At 44.8% G+C, this 19,101-nt stretch carries 19 protein-coding genes and 1 pseudogene; 8 read left to right on the forward strand and 12 right to left on the reverse strand.

The window, feature by feature from the left end; all coding sequences use genetic code 11:
* Positions 1-49 precede the first annotated feature (49 nt).
* Positions 50-643, reverse strand: coding sequence for a Tn3 family transposase (locus R7E47_RS18630; RefSeq protein WP_000107352.1), 594 nt, complete (start codon positions 641-643; stop codon positions 50-52).
* A gap of 283 nt (positions 644-926) precedes the next feature.
* On the opposite strand from R7E47_RS18630, the gene umuC reads away from it, so the two are divergent.
* Positions 927-2,099 carry a translesion error-prone DNA polymerase V subunit UmuC gene (gene umuC / locus R7E47_RS18635; RefSeq protein WP_008845658.1) on the forward strand — a complete coding sequence of 391 codons (1,173 nt, stop codon included), beginning with the start codon at positions 927-929 and terminating at the stop codon, positions 2,097-2,099.
* 10 nt (positions 2,100-2,109) lie between these two features.
* Here the strand turns inward: umuC and mobI are convergent, their stop codons facing one another.
* Positions 2,110-2,553: a conjugative transfer protein MobI(A/C) gene (gene mobI, locus R7E47_RS18640; protein ID WP_040523231.1), complete on the reverse strand. Its 444-nt coding sequence runs from the start codon at positions 2,551-2,553 to the stop codon at positions 2,110-2,112.
* Positions 2,554-3,017: 464 nt separating this feature from the next.
* On the opposite strand from mobI, the gene R7E47_RS18645 reads away from it, so the two are divergent.
* The 3 genes from R7E47_RS18645 to R7E47_RS18655 all read left to right on the forward strand — a co-directional run bounded on the left by R7E47_RS18645 (position 3,018) and on the right by R7E47_RS18655 (position 5,507).
* A complete protein-coding gene (locus R7E47_RS18645) occupies positions 3,018-3,992 on the forward strand; it encodes a ParM/StbA family protein (protein WP_008845654.1) in 975 nt (324 codons plus the stop codon).
* Between the two features lie 125 nt (positions 3,993-4,117).
* Positions 4,118-4,264 carry a hypothetical protein gene (locus R7E47_RS18650; protein WP_008845653.1) on the forward strand — a complete coding sequence of 49 codons (147 nt, stop codon included), beginning with the start codon at positions 4,118-4,120 and terminating at the stop codon, positions 4,262-4,264.
* Between the two features lies 1 nt (position 4,265).
* Positions 4,266-5,507, forward strand: coding sequence for a tyrosine-type recombinase/integrase (locus R7E47_RS18655; RefSeq protein WP_008845652.1), 1,242 nt, complete (start codon positions 4,266-4,268; stop codon positions 5,505-5,507).
* A gap of 16 nt (positions 5,508-5,523) precedes the next feature.
* Here R7E47_RS18655 and R7E47_RS18660 read toward each other — a convergent pair whose 3' ends face one another.
* From R7E47_RS18660 to R7E47_RS18670, 4 genes and pseudogenes are all read right to left on the reverse strand, one after another.
* The gene (locus R7E47_RS18660) at positions 5,524-5,718 is read right to left on the reverse strand and encodes a helix-turn-helix transcriptional regulator (protein WP_040523226.1); all 195 of its coding nucleotides are present in this window, start codon (positions 5,716-5,718) and stop codon (positions 5,524-5,526) included.
* Between the two features lie 596 nt (positions 5,719-6,314).
* Positions 6,315-6,392: pseudogene (locus R7E47_RS25520) on the reverse strand (peptide chain release factor 3); the annotation flags it as partial.
* A 285-nt stretch (positions 6,393-6,677) separates the two neighbouring features.
* The gene (gene rimI / locus R7E47_RS18665; protein ID WP_005380122.1) at positions 6,678-7,133 is read right to left on the reverse strand and encodes a ribosomal protein S18-alanine N-acetyltransferase; all 456 of its coding nucleotides are present in this window, start codon (positions 7,131-7,133) and stop codon (positions 6,678-6,680) included.
* 12 nt (positions 7,134-7,145) lie between these two features.
* Entirely contained in the window at positions 7,146-7,547 is a 402-nt protein-coding gene (locus R7E47_RS18670; RefSeq protein ID WP_005380121.1) for a DNA polymerase III subunit psi, read from the reverse strand.
* A 159-nt stretch (positions 7,548-7,706) separates the two neighbouring features.
* Between R7E47_RS18670 and R7E47_RS18675 the strand changes: the two genes are divergently transcribed.
* Positions 7,707-8,153 (forward strand): hypothetical protein, encoded by a 447-nt coding sequence (locus R7E47_RS18675; RefSeq protein ID WP_005380120.1) that lies wholly within the window; start codon positions 7,707-7,709, stop codon positions 8,151-8,153.
* A 62-nt stretch (positions 8,154-8,215) separates the two neighbouring features.
* Here R7E47_RS18675 and R7E47_RS18680 read toward each other — a convergent pair whose 3' ends face one another.
* A complete protein-coding gene (locus R7E47_RS18680; RefSeq protein WP_005380119.1) occupies positions 8,216-8,719 on the reverse strand; it encodes a GNAT family N-acetyltransferase in 504 nt (167 codons plus the stop codon).
* Positions 8,703-9,230: an SCP2 domain-containing protein gene (locus R7E47_RS18685; RefSeq protein ID WP_005394645.1), complete on the reverse strand. Its 528-nt coding sequence runs from the start codon at positions 9,228-9,230 to the stop codon at positions 8,703-8,705. Before R7E47_RS18685 ends, R7E47_RS18680 begins: the two co-directional genes overlap by 17 nt.
* A 363-nt stretch (positions 9,231-9,593) precedes the next feature.
* On the opposite strand from R7E47_RS18685, the gene R7E47_RS18690 reads away from it, so the two are divergent.
* The 3 genes from R7E47_RS18690 (at position 9,594) to R7E47_RS18700 (ending at position 13,679) form a co-directional block, all read left to right on the forward strand.
* On the forward strand, positions 9,594-11,633 hold the full coding sequence (locus tag R7E47_RS18690; protein ID WP_005380112.1) for a bifunctional diguanylate cyclase/phosphodiesterase: 2,040 nt from the start codon (positions 9,594-9,596) through the stop codon (positions 11,631-11,633).
* A 133-nt stretch (positions 11,634-11,766) separates the two neighbouring features.
* Entirely contained in the window at positions 11,767-12,780 is a 1,014-nt protein-coding gene (locus R7E47_RS18695) for a peptidase U32 family protein (RefSeq protein ID WP_132936911.1), read from the forward strand.
* Between the two features lie 20 nt (positions 12,781-12,800).
* Entirely contained in the window at positions 12,801-13,679 is an 879-nt protein-coding gene (locus tag R7E47_RS18700; RefSeq protein WP_165935372.1) for a U32 family peptidase, read from the forward strand.
* Positions 13,680-13,730: 51 nt separating this feature from the next.
* On the opposite strand, the gene R7E47_RS18705 is transcribed toward R7E47_RS18700, so the two are convergent.
* From R7E47_RS18705 to pnp, 4 genes are all read right to left on the reverse strand, one after another.
* A complete protein-coding gene (locus tag R7E47_RS18705) occupies positions 13,731-15,077 on the reverse strand; it encodes an MATE family efflux transporter (RefSeq protein WP_318084937.1) in 1,347 nt (448 codons plus the stop codon).
* Between the two features lie 124 nt (positions 15,078-15,201).
* Positions 15,202-15,624, reverse strand: coding sequence for a MarR family winged helix-turn-helix transcriptional regulator (locus tag R7E47_RS18710; protein ID WP_005380103.1), 423 nt, complete (start codon positions 15,622-15,624; stop codon positions 15,202-15,204).
* 99 nt (positions 15,625-15,723) lie between these two features.
* Complete coding sequence (gene nlpI / locus R7E47_RS18715; RefSeq protein ID WP_005380101.1) at positions 15,724-16,644, reverse strand: lipoprotein NlpI; 921 nt, start codon at positions 16,642-16,644, stop codon at positions 15,724-15,726.
* Between the two features lie 178 nt (positions 16,645-16,822).
* Positions 16,823-18,958: a polyribonucleotide nucleotidyltransferase gene (gene pnp, locus R7E47_RS18720; RefSeq protein WP_005380098.1), complete on the reverse strand. Its 2,136-nt coding sequence runs from the start codon at positions 18,956-18,958 to the stop codon at positions 16,823-16,825.
* Positions 18,959-19,101 lie beyond the last annotated feature (143 nt).

Here is a 19,101-nt window from a genome sequence, read left to right on the forward strand (position 1 = left end):
CCACCTCCGCAGCCATTTATTGGTGTGGTCTACAGAGGATTAAGTCTTTTTAGAGGGGAAAATCCCTAGAACCCCATTGTGATACTTGGTAATCATTCCCCCCACGAAATTTATTGCCATTAACTGAAGTAATAGCACGTTTTAACTGATGGTATGCTTCACCTCTGTTCAAGGCTTGCTGGACGTAATGACGCAACGTTGAATTATCAACATACTCCAAAACATAAATAGATTTAATTAAACGGTCGTACTCATGCAATGCTGACAATCTTCGGCTCTTGCCGTTACTCAACTTTCTAATGATTGTGCTTTGAGTGGTGGTTTTACGACTCAATGAACAAACAATATGCTGAATATTGTCCCATTCTTCAGCAATTAGCTTATGATTAATATCTTTCTTTAATTGAATACGGCCTCCGTTCTCTTCAGTCACTTCAAATAGCTCAAAAAACACCTTTTTCATTTTCGCGTATCGAGGGGCGAATGTGTAACCAAAGAAATCTAATATAGCGAAGTTAACATTATTGGTACCATGCGTATCGGTCGATAAGGTATTAGGCTGTATATCTGAAGAGTTGTTATAGAGTAAGTCAAAAGCAAAGTGACCTTCATATTCGTTAGCGCCAATGACTTGCGTACTCACCGGAACATGACGTGGTCAACCAAAATTGACCAACCCAGTTAAGCTACTTTTTTCAATTTCTTCATGTCCGCCTCATATTGATTTGAAATTTCCATACTTTATCTAATTCATGTTTTTCTAAATTAGCTAAAATGCAACTCAGAAATGTCCAGAAGTGAGTTGTGTGGTGTCGAGTGGAGATTGTACGATTAAGCCCCTAAGTAATTAGTCCGTCAGTCTCCCTCGGTAATCAAATTAGTACATCTTAGCGATCAAATTGGTAAAAAATTAGACATGTAGATGAATGCCCACCTTAAAAAATAGACAGCGGGTTGGGCTGGGTGATTTTTCTGGTGTTAGACGCCAGCAACCCATGCGGCAGAATGGTTGCTCACTTACTCGTCTATTTTTAGCGGGAATTCTTAGCCAACTGTATGAACTGTATGCGGATTTGAGCAGTCGAGTGATGCGCACTTTGGAGGAGATGGCACCACGAGTAGAGGTTTACTCCATTGACGAAGCGTTTTTAGATTTAACCGGTATTGAGTCTGTCCTATCCCTTGTCGAGTTCGGACAACAAGTGCGAGAGCGCATAGGCCACTGGATTGGGATCACCGTCTGTGTAGGCATTGCACCGACTAAAACACTCGCCAAGCTGGCTAACCATGCCGCCAAGAAATACCCCGCCACTCAGGGGGTTGTAGATCTAACCAATCCAGATCGGCAACGTCGATTGCTCGCATTAGTCCCGGTTGATGATGTTTGGGGCGTTGGTAGACGGCTTTCTAAGCGTTTAAATGCCTTGGGTATCAGCACAGCCTTAGACCTCGCCAATGCCTCACCTAGAGCCATCAGAGACCAGTTCTCGGTGGTTTTAGAGAGAACCGTCAGAGAGCTCAATGGTGAGTCGTGCATTGAACTTGAAGAGATCCCACCAACTAAGAAACAAATTGTCTGTAGCCGTTCATTTGGCGTAAAAGTAACGCACTTTGAATTGTTACGTGAGGCCGTATGTGAATACGCAACCCGCGCCACTGAGAAGCTACGCAAAGAACAGCAGCAAGCCAAAGTGATGACCGTGTTCATACGTACCAGCCCCTTTAAGGACAACGAGCCGCAATACAGCAACTCTGCATCGGGTGAGTTGCTGATCCCCAGTTGCGATACTAGGGATTTTATCGAGCTGGCCAGTCATTTACTCAAGCGGATATGGAAGGATGGTTTTCGTTATGCCAAAGCGGGCGTCATGCTGTCTGACTTTTACGATCCTGGCATGTTTCAGCCAGGACTATTCGATGACGTATCGATCCGCTCTAATAGCCAACAGTTAATGTCTGTATTGGACACCATTAACCAAAGTGGTGCCGGAAAGGTTTTCTTTGCTGGACAAGGTACGAAGAAAGATTGGTCGATGAAGCGAGAGCATTTATCTCCCGCTTATACAACACGCTGGGACCAGTTGCCGCGAGTGAAGTAGCGCCGAGAATTCAGTAGGCATTCACTCTGCGACGCAGCATGTTGAGCTTATCAACCTGGCGTCGAATATCACTGAAAAATTCCTCTTTCTCCATGGCCAGCGCTAACTCCCATTCTTTGGCCAAACCTTGGCAGTCCAAAAATGAGTATCTCAGCTTCGTCTTTGAGATACGCAGTCCTTTACTAAAGACTACGCGCTTGCCTCGTTGACCGTGAAAGCTGTTGATGTACCACTCAATGCCAAAGCCATACTTAAAGTCTCTGATACGGACACCAAGCAGCCCCCAATCTTTAAATGGCTCATTTTCACGAACCTTGTAATGGGTAACCCAAAAGTCATCAACTTCAGCTCGTGCCAGCGCTTTTAGCCTGTCCGTTTCTTGCTGAAGTAAATCTGATATCTCTGCTTTCCATTGTTCATTGACGATTTCTACCAAACCAATTTCCCCATCCAATTAACCCCAAAAGCCAAAACCACTATCCGTTTGGCTTTTGGATCGAAACGCCAAACGTAAAACTGCCGTAACAATCGCTGTTTGGCGTCTCGATATAAATCAACTCGCGCAATCCCATACCTGACAAGGGATGCAGCCCGATTTCACTTAAAAACGCCTGAAAAGACGTATCGTCATGAAGATACAAACCGTTTGGCGAGTTCAGGCCAGAAGGCAAACGACGTTTGGCGTCTCGATTTTTTTGGCTTAGTCATCCGCCGCCAAACAGAGCCTATTCTCATACTTTTGCGAAAATGCAATAGGCAGATAGATGAAAGGATTTGTCACCTTTCTGCCCACCGCCAGTGCACCGAATCCTGATAATGACATTTGAGTGAACCGCCAGAGCACTTGGAAATGCCCAAGCGTGACCTGAGCGGTTAGTTGAAAACCGTTAGAGCACTTTGAGTGCACAGGAGATAAGTATGTTTGTACTAGGCGTAGATATCGGTTACTCGAACCTGAAGCTGGCAATTGGCCAATCAGGCAGTGAACCGAAAACTATTATTCTGCCTGCGGGGGCCGGTCCTGCGGATCGTATGCCGGAGCGTATCGGTGGAGGCGATGATGAAACTTGTTTGTATGTGTCTGTCGAGAATGAGCGTTGGGCCGCTGGTGTGCCTGCTGGACGCCTTCAAGGTTGGGAACGGGAGCTTCACCCAGAATATCCCACCACAAAAACCTATAAGGCGCTTTTTCATGCCGCCTTGTTAATGGCTGAAACAGAATCCATCGATTTGGTTGTCACTGGATTACCGGTTTCCCAGTTTCATGAACCACAACGTAAGTCAGACCTTGTGAAGCGTTTAAAAGGTATTCATCAAGTAACGCCTAAGCGCAGCATCACCGTTCATGACGTCAAAGTGCTGCCGCAGCCTGCCGGTGCCTATATGGATCTGGTTCAAACAGGTGGAGATTTGGGCTTGATTGAAGAAGGTCGCGTCGTCGTCATAGATCCAGGCTTTTTTTCTGTTGACTGGGTTGCCCTTGAGGCCGGAGAAATTCGCTACAGCTCATCAGGAACCAGTCTTCAGGCAATGTCCGTGCTACTGGAAACCATTGATAAGCTGATTTCGGAAGATCATGGTGCCAAAGTGGGTATGGATCGACTTGAAAAAGCCATGAGAACCGGCGACTTGCAGGTGCTGCTATTTGGAGAAAAAGTCGATATTTCACCTTATCTGAATGCTGCAATGAAAAAGGTAGCGCCTGTTGCTCTTACAGCCATGCGCCAATCTATGCGCGACGAAAGCATCAATGCGGACTTGGTATTGATCGCCGGAGGTGGAGCCTTGGCTTATAAGGAAGCGGCCAAGGAGATTTTTTCACGAAGCAAGATCATCGTGCCGGAACAGTCTGTTTTGGCGAACGTCCGAGGCTTCTGGTTTTATGGGGCCTGATTATGAGAGTTGTCGTCAACATTCCCCCAGGGAGCCACCCTGAACTACTCAAAGAATTGGAAAAGACGCCGCCACGGGAACGCGCTGAGCGTCTGCGGATGCTGGCCACCTTTGGGTTAATTCACATGAGCCAACCCAATCTATCCACGACATCTGCACCGGTGGATGGCCATGCACCAGATGGTGAAGTGACTTCTATGAGTACAGCGCCAGAACCCAAAGCAGAATCACGTAAACAATCATTAAAATCAAAACTAGGGCTGGGCTTATAACATGGCGTTATCAGTTAGCTGGCTCGATGCCAGGTTAAATAAAGAAGCAAAAGAAACCGTAGTAAAAGCCGACCGAGATGGGCTAAGTGCTCGGGTATCACCCAAGGGCAAAATTGTTTTTCAGTTTCGTTATCGTTTCGATGGCAAGCAACAACGGGTAGACATAGGTACTTACCCACTTATGAAGCTTGCTGAAGCCAGGAATGAGCTAGATAGGTTAAGGGCAGTACTTGATCAAGGCCGAAACCCCAAGCTCTACCTACAGCAAGAACGGGCCAAGTATTCTGCCAATCAAAGCTTCGAATCGATTTTTCGAGACTGGATAGACTCTGCCGGTAAGCAAGGGCTAAAGGAGAAAACGTGGCACTACCAAAAACGCAGCAGTGAAATATATTTGCTGCCCCGACTTGGTAAGTACCCATTAACTGACATCAATGAATTGTCCTTAAGAAACTGTCTTCGTGAGGTTTCGGAAGCGTCTCCGTCAAACACAGAACGTCTAGTGTCTGTGCTGCATAAGTTTTATGACTGGCTGATAGATGAACAGATTTTGGAAATTAACGCTGCCGCTGGGATCACTGCAAAGAAGGTCGGCGGTAAGAAAGGCAAACGAACTCGGGTGCTAAATGACAACGAGATCAGGATACTTTGGCGCTATTTGCATGAGTCAAAAATCACTGAGAAGAATCGCATCTACATAAAACTGCTTCTCTTATTGGGAGGGCGCAAGGGCGAACTCATTCAAGCTGAAAAGCATCACTTTGACTTGCAATCTGCAATGTGGACAGTGCCCATAGAGATCCGCAAACAAGGTGAGAAAATTGGAGCGCCGATCATGCGGCCATTGATTAAGCCAGCTATTGAGCTGATTGAACTAGCGATGCAGATGAGCAAATCAACTTACTTGTTTCCCGCGAACGGACAAGAAGAGCTTGCCACAAATGGCTTTGATACCACTATTCCTAACAATGTGAAAATCTGGGCTCGCAGATCGCTTAGTGTTGAGATGGAACATTGGTCTATGCATGATCTTCGCAGAACGATGCGAACGCGAATGTCAGCCATCACCACGCAAGAAGTTGCCGAGTTGATGATTGGCCACAGCAAAAAAGGGTTGGATGCTATCTACAACCAATATCAGTACCTGGATGAAATGCGTCATGCTTACGACGTTTGGTATCAACAGCTAGAGACCATCATCGAGCCGACAGGCTTTTCATTCAACTGGCGTTTCGGACAATAAAATAAAAGAAAGAGGCTCAGTCCTCTTTCTTCTCATACTCCTCCAAGTCTTCAATGTGCCACAGCTTGTTTCGTGTATTTCGGTTGATGCGAGGTTGCGGCAAGCTGCCATCTTTTATTCTTCGCCAGAGCGTCGTATAGCTAATGTGGTAACGAGCCATCACTTCGTAAGATGTTAGAAAAGGGGTTGCCTGGTGCGCTACTGCTGTCATCTGCATTCTCCTGAAAATCAATGTAAAGCTATCATCGCCTGATTCATCACTAGTTGATGGTCAGAAAGATGCATGATTTGTTCAGAAGATCAGCCTTATCAAAACACAAATGTTGCTATTAGGTACTTTTCAGCTCAAACCTATGAATAACAAGGGCTACAAGGCGGTTTGTGTCATGAATAGCAATCAACATGCCTAACGAGAAAAATTTGTACACACTGTTTGTACACTCGCAACGATGACACATCAAAAACCACAATGACGAACCCTTTAAATTCATAAGCTTACAAACATAAAACTAGAGATGATCGCATTTATTCCGCTTTTGTAATGTCGAAACCAAAGTACCAAAAGCAGAAGGCACTTTCTTCATCAAACCCAGTAACCACAAGGCCTACAGCCAGATTTGTGTCATGGAATTTTCGCCAAAGGCCTCTAAAACGGAATTTGTACTCAAGTTTGTACACACTTTCCGAGGTTACGCTTGAACATCATTGAAAAGCAAAGAAACGAGAAAAAGACAAAAAGCCTTTAAATTCAGTACGTAGAGATGTGATTGTGGTGTGCAATGAAAGGTGGTTTTAAGCGTTGAAAGGCTGGGCGGCATCAGGGTGAGAAATAATAGCGAACGTTCTGCGCTTAGACACTTCGCCTAAAAAAAGGGGATTTGACATTAGTTAATCTTCTAAATTACTTTCATGCTCACAAAATAGGCAAGCATATCTACTATTCGATATTGTGCGGTATTCTCGCTTATTATCGCTGTGCTAGCAAACTGGAAAGACATGAACTGAATTTACTCGGCTCACCAGCCTTTACCTGCAACTAACAAGGGAAAGCCAGCTCCACACAAAGAGATGTAAAAATTCAAAAAATTATTATTACATATTCAAAAGCCTCGAATCCGGATACGCATTTAAAGCATAAGTGTTGATGAGGTAATTAGTAACGACCTAAAACTAACTCAAAAATAAGTAACTCATGATAATGGCGTCTTCCTTACCATTTCCCGATTTAGCTGGGTAATAGTTGTAACGACGGTCCACTTCATTAAAACCTGCTTGCTCATAAATATGGATAGCTGGGTGATTACTTTCACGCACTTCTAACCAAGCACTCTCTGCTTTGGCTTGTTCACAGTATTCAATAAACGCGTCCAGCAATTTTTGCCCTAGCCCTCTGCCCTGTTGAGAAGGCGCTACTGCAATATTTAATAGTGTCACTTCTCCAACAATATTCTGTCCATAGAAGTAACCAACCACTTGAGAGCCTTCCAGCATCACATGATGGCAAGCACCGCGACTGGATAAGTCACGAACCAAAGATTCGGCCCAAGGGTGAGAATGTGCTTGCTGCTCGATTTGCCAAACTTGGTCGAGGTGCTCTGCACGCATCGGCGTAATTTCAATTGTCACGCATTAGCTCCGTTAAGAAGAGTACGAACAGATTTGTTGCCACAATGCGCGGCGCTGTTCGTTATTACCATCAATATCTTGTAATAGTGGCGAGGTCAGGTGCTTTGCCTTGATGCTTTGATCAGCCTCACAGCCTGCAAACCACACCCACTCTAGCTGATGTTCACCCAGCATGGATAAGCGCTCAGGCTCTAGGTGTAGCGCATCATCAAGCGTGAGCTTAATGCTTTTTAATACGCGCTCAAACATCAATGCCGTCTCGTTTTCTGGACATATTGGCGATACCAATAGGAGTTTACATGAACTTTGCAAATCCAATAATGGCGATTGATAGCCTTCCAGTCTTTCAGGGTGTACCAGCTCCCATGTGCTGATCCCCATTTCACGTAAATACTGTTTCTCGTTAATTGACATTTTCCGTCACCTATTTGAACGAGGGCAATCCTATCAAATTATCGCGATTATACCTAAAGGACTTCAAGGAACACCTGAACACAATGAGATGATTTGGATATTCCTGAACATAGCGTTTTGCCAACGGCCACACATTGGGTATGACATATGAGGTACATTATGAAATTCTTAAATACGCTACTACTTTGCACACTGGTAGCCGCCACCAGCGTGAGTGTTTTTGCTAATAACAGCGATGAGTGGGAGCTGATTGCAACGAAAACCGTTAACTTTCATACAGAAACAGATACCGTGACACCAAATAGCCTATTCCGAAACCGAAGCTTCAGTAAAATAAAACTAAAATGTGTGCAAGGAACGGTAGACATGAATGGTTTAAAAGTCGTCATGACAGATGGTAGTGAGAAAAAGCTTTCCTCTATGGGCGTACTAACAAGCGGATTGTCGACTCGTGCCTGGAGCCTTCCAGGTACAAAAGAAGCCAAGCTAAAACGGATTGAAATGACTTACAGTAGCTGGGGAAGCACAAAACTTAGCCTGCTAGGGGTAAGTAAAAAAGCGAAAATAGAGGTCTGGGGCAAAAAGAAAAGTAACCAGTCATCCTAACCTCCCTATCTCAGTTTTCAGTGAATAAGAAAGAAGCCCACTTAGTCGTGGGCTTCTTTCATTTACAGTTCAGAGAACTCTGGCGCATAGTCTATGCGTCCGGAGCGTCCAGCACATTGACCTTCGACCAACTCTGCGACTCGAAATGCACCTTTAGGGACATCCCAAGCACATTCAAAGCCCATCTCGTCGCATGATTGAAAACCCTGGCGCGCGTAATAATCAGGATCGCCCAACACCACACACACTGGGTAGCCAAAATCACGCAGTGAATCAAAACCTTCTTTGATCAACTCTGCAGCGATGCCTTGGCGACGGTAATCTTCATGAACAGCTAATGGCGCTAGCCCTTGCCATGACAAATCTTCACCATTTAAGGTCACAGGGCTAAATAAAGCATGGCCTATCACCTCTCCCTCATCTGTACACGCGACTAAGGAAAGCGTGAATTTGCTGTTTTCGCGCAAACGCATCACAAGCTCAGCTTCAGCTTCCGTCGGGAAGGCGTGTTTCAATAAGCGGTCAATGGTAAGAATGTCCGCTGGGGCTTCAGTTCGAATAAGCATTCGCTACTCCGGTTGGTTGTGCAGGCGCTTGAACTCCTTTCTGAACAAAATCAGCCAATTGATTCAAAGCGACTTGCATTGCTTTCGGTAACTGCTCTAAGTCGACACTGTCCATTAAGTTTTTCACTTCTAAGCCAAGCTCAGTATCACCTTCAATTGAAAGGCGACGTTGGAAGAACAGTGTGTCAGGGTCTTCTTTACGACCAGCAATCAGTACTAGGTCGTTTAGATTACCACTAAAACTCACATCTTCCTGAACTGGTTTTTCAGCTACCACCAATTTTTCGTCTTGATAGCTGATGTACCATGCTAAGTTCAAGTCTTTAATCGCAACTTTTAACCACTTGTCTTCAAGGAACTCAAAGTCACCATCTTCCAAGGCTTCTTTAAACACCATTTTTAGCCCTTCTAGCAACGCTTTTTGCTGAATTGGCTGTGGTAATAACTGGACTGGAGAACGCAAAATATTAGCTGCGTTCTTTACTAGTTGACTGCGAATCTTGTTTAACACGTTCATTATCCGTTACTTTGTCATTAGGTTGCTTATATTAAGCAATCGTGGCGATGAGATTACTGTTATGTATCAATAAAGTGCTTATTTTAGATTGGTGGTTTATTGCTCACTAACGCTTCTTTTTTTGAACTTACGTGTATTATTGATGCGAACAGGTGGATAAACACTTTTACAACCGTATTTTCAAAGTTATAGTTATCTGAGCGTATCCATGTGATTGTCGACTGCACAGCTAAAACCGCGAGCCCTTTAATGGCAAGTAACACTTTGGCTTGGTGGTAGATCGCCGCAGGCTTATCAGGGTGTCGCTTTTTATACACGGACGAATAATCTGGCTCATTGGAGATCGGTAATACCCTAATGCCTTCCCAGCAATTAAAACATTGGTTTGCCACGCTAACCTCAAATAGCCCTTTCTTCTTTGCCATTCTTGATAAAAAACACAATTATCGAATGGTAAGTGACCGTTACTGCGATATCGCAGGTTTAAGTCATGAGGAAATCGTCGGCTTAAACGATTGCCAAGTGCTGGGTGAACAGTTTTATAAGAAGCTTGCACCATACTATCAGCGCGCGTTCAAAGGGGCACATGTCGAAGCCGAAATCACGCTCGATGAAACCGACCTTGAAACCAGTCTTCACTTTAGTCTTTCGCCAGTTTTTGAAGGTAACGACATTCGCTTTGTTGTTTTTCACGCTGTCGATACTTCAGAAAAGCAGATACTCGTTCGCTCCTTAGAAGAGTCCGAAAGTAAGTTTGCGAAGTTAACACAACTGCTACCAGACGGCTTACTGCTTATCGAAGATGATATTGTCATCTCTGCGAACCCCGCATCAGCGCGCCTTCTCGGACTTAACTCTCCTCATGAATTGTTGGGCGAAGAGCTAAGTCGTTTATTCATCGATGAAAACAGTAAAAAGGTATTTAGTCATCGATTGAGTACATTAATTTCTGACAAACCTTTTGTCTGCTTAACCAGTGCAAGATGCGGCTTTGAACGGAAAGTTCAGCTACACGCGGATTCCACGGCGATATTAGGTAGCGAATCTCAAATTATCCTAATCCAAGATGCTGATGATGCGCCCAAAAACCTGTCTTCTGCATCGAATGAAGACATACACATTGACTCGCTCACCAAACTCTACAACCGCTTTGGCTTCACCAAACGTTTGGAACAGCTGATCAAAAAGCAAACACCGCTTCTGGTGTTCTATTTGGATATCGATAACTTCAAAAACATTAATGACTCACTTGGTCACCATATTGGCGATAAAGTGATTCAAGAGGTATCGGCCCGTCTTAAACGGTTACTGCCAAACCAAGCGATTATTGGTCATTTGGGTGGCGATGAGTTTGGCGTCATTCTGCCGGAGCCAGAAAACACCCGCATGGCTGAAATTTTGTCCGATCGCATTATCTCGTTGATCAACCAACCTTTCGACTTGCACCACTTCAGTAAACGCCTTGCGTGTTCAATTGGTAGCGTTCGATACCCTGAAGACGGACAAGATGCGCGAATCCTACTACAAAATGCCGATACTGCGATGTATGAAGCCAAAGATCGTGGTAGAAATCGTCTGATCAAATTTAACGATCAAATGAACAAAGAAGCGCGTATGCGTTTGTGGCTTGAAATTGAACTGCAAAAAGCATTGCAGCAGAACGGTTTGGAAGTGTGGTATCAACCTAAGGTTAACGCGCGAGACTTCAGTATCAACGGCGCAGAAGCGCTCGTTCGTTGGAAGCATCCAGTCGAAGGGTACATTAGTCCTGGCTCATTCATTCCTGTCGCCGAGCGCGCTGGGTTAATAGAACACCTTGGACGTGTCGTGATGCGTGATGTTTTCAATACGGTAAAACGTTGGAAGCAACAAGGCATACTGCCAGGCCGTGTCGCCATCAACCTCTCTCCCGAGCAATTTGGCAACCCACAGCTGATCGACTTTATGGAAAAGCTGCTTCGCACTACCGAGCTTGATCCAAGCTGCATTACCTTCGAGCTAACCGAAAGTGCCGTGATGAGTGATAGCGAACATACACTGCAAATGTTGAATGCGATTAAAAAGCTTGGCTTCGCTCTCTCTATCGATGACTTTGGTACCGGCTACTCTTCTCTTTCCTACTTAGCGCGTTTTCCTATTGACGAGCTAAAAATCGACCGCGCTTTTATTAATGATATCGACACACTACCGAAACAAGTCACTGTGATTGAAAACATCATTAATCTGGGTAAGTCGCTCGACTTAACTGTCGTTGCCGAGGGGGTGGAAACCCACCAGCAAGCGACCCTGCTCTCTAACCTTCAATGTAATGCGATTCAAGGATTCCATTTTTATCGCCCGCAGCCAAAACATGAAATTGAAGAGCTGTTTGTACAGAATCGTCGTCACAAGAACTAACCCCGACCCGATACCCTTACTCGCAAGGGGTAAATATCGACTTTATTGAGCTAAACCTAACTTAGGTCAATTTCGCTATTCATAATTCTTCATAAAATGCGGACACCTTTTTATTCTCAATGATTGTGAGCATATGGAACTCTTGTGTCCCGCGGGTAACCTGCCTGCGTTAAAAACTGCGATTGATTGCGGTGCCGATGCCGTCTACATTGGTTTCAAAGATGATACCAACGCCCGTCACTTTGCTGGCCTCAACTTTAACGGCAAAAAGTTAGAAAAAGCGGTGCAATACGTTCATGACCGCAATAAAAAAATTCATGTCGCGTTGAATACCTTCGCTCATCCCAATGGCTTCGAGCGCTGGACGAACGCAGTAGACAATGCAGCGGCACTGGGTGTAGACGCGCTGATTGTTGCAGACATTGCAGTGCTGGAGTACGCGGTTCGCAAATATCCCGATCTGGAACTACACCTTTCAGTGCAAGCATCAGCGACCAACGTCGCAGCCATTGATTTTTACAAACAAAACTTCAACGTAAAACGTGTGGTACTACCTCGCGTTTTATCGATTCATCAGGTCAAACAGCTTTCGCGCAACATCACTAGCGATGTCGAGTTAGAAGTCTTTGCTTTTGGTAGCCTTTGTATCATGTCTGAAGGTCGCTGCTACCTATCGTCATATATGACAGGCGAGTCTCCAAACACTGTGGGAGCATGCTCTCCAGCTAAGTACGTTCGCTGGCAAGAAACAGAAAATGGTCTGGAATCCCGCCTTAACGACATTTTGATCGATCGCTACAGCGCCGGTGAAAATGCGGGCTACCCTACCTTGTGTAAAGGTCGTTTCGAAGCAGAAATCGAAGGCGAGAAAAAACGCTACCACGCACTGGAAGAACCAACCAGTTTGAACACCCTCTCTATGCTGCCAGAACTATTTGCTGCAAATGTGGCGTCTGTAAAAATTGAAGGTCGCCAACGTAGCCCAGCTTACGTAGAACAAGTCACTCGAACATGGCGAGCCGCGATTGACCGTTACCAAGCAAACCCAGAAGCTTATCAAGTCGAAGCGGCTTGGGATGCCGCATTGGCAAACGTGTCTGAAGGTACGCAGACCACACTTGGTGCTTATCACCGCAAATGGCAGTAGAGGTTAAGATGGATAATTCAATGAAATACGCGCTTGGCCCGCTGTTGTACTTCTGGCCAAAACAAGATATCGAAGCGTTTTATGAACAAGCGAAATCAAGCTCCGCGGACATCATCTATCTTGGGGAAACCGTATGTTCAAAACGTCGAGAAATGAAGCCTTCGCATTGGCTTGAAATCGCAAAAGAGCTGTCTGCATCTGGCAAGCAAGTGGTGCTATCAACAATGGCACTACTAGAAGCTCCGAGTGAAGTAAACATAATGAAGAAGTACATCGACAACGGTGACTTCGCGATTGAAGCAAATGACGTATCTGCTGTTCAATTGGCATCAGAGCATAAAGTGCCTTTCGTCGTTGGCCCTGCAATCAATACTTATAACGCACACACGCTCAACTTATTTTTGAAGCAAGGTATGATGCGTTGGTGCATGCCTGTCGAGCTATCTCGCGAATGGTTAAACGATACTTTAGTTCAGTGTGACGAGCTTGGTATTCGTAACAAGTTTGAAGTTGAGGTATTTAGCCACGGTTATTTGCCTTTAGCGTATTCCGCTCGCTGTTTCACAGCCCGAGCTGAAAACCGAGCGAAAGACGATTGCGAAACCTGCTGTATCAAATACCCTACGGGTATCCAGGTCAGCAGCCAAGAAGAGCAAGAAGTCTTTAACCTTAACGGCATTCAAACACAGTCAGGGTATTGCTACAACCTCATCAATGACTTACCTACTATGAAAGGGCTGGTTGATGTGGTCCGGTTAAGCCCTCTTGGTATCGACACTTTTTCAGAGTTAGAGCGTTTTCGCTCAAACGAATACGGCGATAATCCTGAAAAGCTCGAAAGCCGCCAATGCAATGGCTATTGGCATCAACTAGCGGGCTTAGAAGTAAAAACCATTTAATCCTTAAAGATAAAAGCGAGGCCTAGCCTCGCTTTTATCTGTTAGCTTTTGTTAGCAGGCTTGCACCCTTGGTTCGACAGAACTCTCATTAAGCAGCTTTTTCACATCTCGCCACAACATACTGATCACGACCAAACTCAATGCAATGTTAGACAATGGGAAAGCTAACCAAATACCTGTCACGCCGAAAAGTTTCGGCATAATGAATAAGAATGGCAACTGGACCAGCATGTTGCCTAGTGTTACAAACATAGCTTTGCTGCCTTTGTTTACTGATTGATAGTACGCGGCCGCCACAACTAAAAAACCATCTAAGAACAACGCAAACATGTGTAAACGAATCCCGATCACGGTGCTATCAATCAACTGTTGGTCAGCATTATTAAACACCGCAACCAGTTCGTACGGGAAAAGGTTCATCAAAACAACGAACGCCACCCCACCAAGCACAGATGTCCCCATCGCGACCTTTAATAACTTTCTGATGTTCTCCTGATTACGTGCACCGTGGTTGAAGCTCACTAAAGGCTGCATACCATTCGCAATTCCTTCTGCTATCAGATAGTAAACCGTCACGATGTACCCCAAAATGGCGTACGCTCCGATCAACATTGCACTTCCGTATTGAGCAAATAGCGCGTTGTGCAGTGCCACCATCACAGAGCCGTAGGCGTACATAAAGAAACTTGATGTACCTATCATGATAATCTTTGGTGCAGCATCAATCTGAACTTTGAAGTCGCGGATACGAAGGCGTAATGTTGCTTTTGAAGTAAAGAAGTAACCAATACCGAGCACAGTGACCACTAATTGTGCAAGTGCAGTGGCAATAGCGGCTCCGGTTAACTCCCACTCCAACCAAGCAATAAATACGTAGTCTAATACAATGTTAATAACGGCACCGATGACCATCAAAATCGTTGCTAAGTTCGGGCTGTCGTCATTGCGTAATAAAAACGGAACTGCGATAGAACCCAACGTGAATACGCACGCGACAATCAGAATATGCAAATATTGCAGCGCAAGTTCAAACACTCGCCCTTCCGCACCTTGCCAGCGAATAAATTCATCCGAAAACAAGAACAATATTGTAGCAACGATCGGCATCAATGCCGCTAACAACGTCAATCCGGTCGTTAGGATTCGCTTAGCGCCTTCATGATCGTTCTCTCCTTGCTTGATCGAAGTCAGCGCGCCAGTCCCCACCCCAATCATCATTCCTATACCGAGGATCGAACCGATAATAGGCCACGCAACATTGATCCCAGCTAATCCGTCAGCGCCAACATAACGGCCAATAAAAATGCCATCAACTATTTGATACAAACCGTTTACGAGCATTGCTGCGACGGTTGGAATCGTATATTTCCAAAACTGTCTATAAATTGAGTTTTGCATGACTGTCACCAGTAGTTAGCAAAGCTAACCATTTAATTAGCAAGGCTAACTAAATGGTTAAATTAAATAAAAGAAAGATGAAACAACAAAAACTAAACCATACAGCTGAGGCCTTTGCTTCAGTTTAAAATGACTTATTACTCAATGCTTTATTCAATAAAGCTTGTAACTGTTCAGCTTCTTGCTGATTTAATTGTTGCATCATTTGGTCAGAGATATCTTTGTACACTACCTGCTCCAAAGACATTTTTTCTGCGACTTCTTCCGTAAGCAACACACGCTTAGCACGAGCATCCTCATTACATGCGATGCGTTTCACCAAACCCTTTTTTTCCAAACGCACAACCATTGTCGATGCGGAAGGCTTAGTCACTTGCAGCTCTTCTGCAAGATCGGTTATTCGCACACCCTCAGGGTAAACCTGAATCACACGTAAATAATCGAACTCATTAAAGCTTAGATGTGATAATGGATCTTCTTTGGCATAGACACGCCAAGCTTTGGCGCAAAAACGCTCTAAATCAATCAAGCTTTCTTCTAATGCCATAAAAGCCACCACCACTTAGTTAGCAAGACTAACTATTTTAAATGAGTCACTCATCAAGTTCAATCATAAAAAAAGCCGCTCTCATCGAGCGGCTCTAAATCATTCAATTTCCAGCTTCTTGGCAGCCTTTAACTTGGCCAATCTATCTTGCTGTAATTGATCGTAAATTTGCGCCAACTCCAAGAAAGAATAGCGATGCTCAACATAATCGTAAACGTTGAACGAAATCGCGAGCTTATAAAGTGAGATGGCACTTGCGATATCACCTTCAAGCTGATTACGCTTTCCAAGGTAGAAATACGTTTCCGTCAATCGTTCAGCTAGGCGATAGTTCTCTCTCGTTCCATCCATAATTGCTTTAAGCGCGTCTTCGTCCGAGACGTCTCGCAGCATGATAGCAACAAGAACCCACCCCCACTCTTCACTACGATCTCGTAAATAACGCTGTTGAAGATTGGCTTTTGCTTGCTCTGGATTTTGCTCAGCTTCGATGATGTACAGCCATAATGAACGAAAAGGATCCGTTGGCATTTCTTGATAATGCTTGGTCATATCTTCTAAAGCGAGATCGATTCGGCCACCATAATACAGTGCAATCGCACGGTTGCGCTCAGCATAGGTATTATCAGGAGCCAACTCTATGGTCGAGTCAAACGCTTCATATGCCGCATCAAACTCTCCTACTTGGGTAAAGTATACTCCCAAAAGATTGAAGATGTCCGGCTGAGCAGGATTCAACTGCAAAGACTGGTTAAAGTCCAAACGGGCAAGATCACGTAAACCAACGCTGTCGTAGTAGCTACCGCGCTCATAATGCATTTTAGCGCGCACTTCATCACTAAGGTCGGGACGTTGTAGCAACTGCGAGAGACGCGCGATTTGTACTTCTTGTTGAACACTAGGCTGAAGTGGCACCGCCATCGGTGGATATAACCACTTTTGTGCTGATTGTTGAGAAGTATTTGCACAACCGGTCAGCGCGATAGCAACACATAAAATTGCGGTTTGAAACCATTTCACTAATTGATACTCCTGTTTGGACCGCTCAAGATTTATTTCTCTTAATGCAATATAGGCGATAACCTCGTTTGAGGTTAATACATCGAAACAAACCAAAAAAGGGGAGCGAAAATGCTCCCCTTTTATAACATGCTTTCAGGCCCTTAATCTAATAAAAGGCTGAAAGTCTCATTTTGTCTTACTCGTCTTTAGCAGCTGGTGCTTCAGCAGCAGCTTCTTCAGCTGGCTTTTCTACCGCTTCTTTCATGCTTAGACGTACACGGCCTTGGCGGTCGATTTCAAGAACTTTAACTTGAACTTCTTGACCTTCAGCTAGGTAGTCAGACACTTTCTCTACGCGTTTTTCTGCGATTTGAGAAATGTGTACAAGACCATCTTTGCCTGGAAGAACCGTTACGAATGCACCGAAGTCTGCTAGACGTGCAACTTTACCTGTGTAGATACGGCCCACTTCAACTTCAGCAGTGATCTCTTCGATACGGCGGATAGCTTCTTTCGCAGCAGTGCCTTCAGTTGCCGCAATCTTGATAGTACCGTCGTCTTCGATTTCGATAGTTGTACCAGTCTCTTCAGTTAGAGCACGGATAACTGCACCACCTTTACCGATAACGTCTTTGATCTTCTCAGCGCTGATCTTCATCGTGTGAATACGCGGAGCAAATTCAGAGATGTCTTCACGAGCACCAGAGATTGCTTCATCCATTACAGATAGGATGTGCTTACGTGCGCCTTGAGCTTGGTTAAGCGCAATTTGCATGATTTCTTTAGTGATGCCTTCGATCTTGATGTCCATTTGAAGTGCAGTGATACCAGTGTTAGTACCTGCTACTTTAAAGTCCATGTCACCTAGGTGGTCTTCATCGCCAAGGATGTCAGAAAGTACAACGAAATCGTCACCTTCTTTAACAAGACCCATTGCAATACCAGCAACAGATGCTTTGATTGGTACACCTGCGTCCATAAGCGCAAGAGAAGTACCACATACTGAAGCCATTGAAGATGAACCGTTAGATTCAGTGATTTCCGATACAACACGTACTGTGTATGGGAACTCATCAACAGAAGGCATTACTGCAGCAATACCACGCTTCGCCAGTTTACCGTGGCCGATTTCACGACGCTTAGGAGAACCTACAAAACCAGTTTCACCTACACAGTATGGAGGGAAGTTGTAGTGCAGTAGGAAGTGATCTTTACGCTCACCAGTTAGCTCATCGATGATTTGAGCATCACGCTGAGTACCTAGCGTTGCCGTAACGATCGCCTGAGTTTCACCACGAGTGAATAGCGCGCTACCGTGAGTACGAGGAAGAACACCAGTACGTACATCTAGTGCACGAACCATGTCTTTTTCACGGCCATCGATACGAGGGTTACCTGCAATAATACGGCTACGTACTACTGTCTTCTCTAGATCATGGAAGATAGTGTGGATTTCTTTTGTATCTGCTTCAGGATCTTCAGCAAGAAGAACTTCATTTACTTCCGCAGCGATCTCATGGATGCGGTCGTAACGAGCCATTTTCTCAGTAATTTGGTAAGCTTCAACAAGTTTAGCTTCTGCTAGATCAGCAATCTTATTTTTAAGCGCTGTGTTCTCTTCAGGAGCAACCCAATCCCAAGCAGGAGTTGCAACTTCTGCTTTGAATTCGTTGATAGCTTGAATAGCAACTTGTTGTTGGTCATGACCATAAACAACCGCCGCTAGCATTTCTTCTTCAGTTAGGTTGTCCGCTTCTGACTCAACCATCAGTACTGCTGACTCTGTACCTGCAACAACAAGGTCAAGCTTAGAAGTTTCTAGTTCAGTTTGGCTAGGGTTAAGTACAAGCTGACCATCGATATGACCAACACGCGCCGCACCGATAGGGCCGTTGAATGGAATGCCAGAGATAGCAAGAGCAGCAGAAGTACCGATCATTGTAACGATATCTGGCTGAACATCTGGGTTTACAGACATTACTGTCGCGATAACCTGAACTTCGTTTTTAAACGCGTCTGGGAATAGCGGACGGATTGGACGGTCGATTAGACGAGCTGTTAGCGTTTCGCCTTCAGAAGGACGACCTTCACGTTTGAAGAAGCCGCCTGGGATTTTACCCGCAGCGTAAGTACGCTCTTGGTAGTTAACCGTTAGTGGGAAGAAGTCTTGACCTGCAACGGCTTCTTTTTTACCTACAACAGATACGAATACAGACGTATCATCCATTGTGACCATAACTGCTGCTGTAGCTTGACGTGCAATAACGCCAGTTTCTAAAGTAACTGTGTGGTTACCGTACTGGAACGTTTTAACAACTGGTTTTTCGAACATTGTTATTCCTTGTTTCTAATCTTCCTTTAGTGCTTAAAGAAATCTTAGATGTGTTAATTGACACTCAAGGCATTACGAATCGCGACTAGTAAAAAGAAACTCGGAAATTCCTTTTGAATAGTCGCGACCTTTTGGTCGACGTG

The sequence above is a fragment of the Vibrio sp. Vb1026 genome (genome assembly GCF_033338745.1).
Classification (GTDB): Bacteria; Pseudomonadota; Gammaproteobacteria; order Enterobacterales; family Vibrionaceae; genus Vibrio; species Vibrio alginolyticus.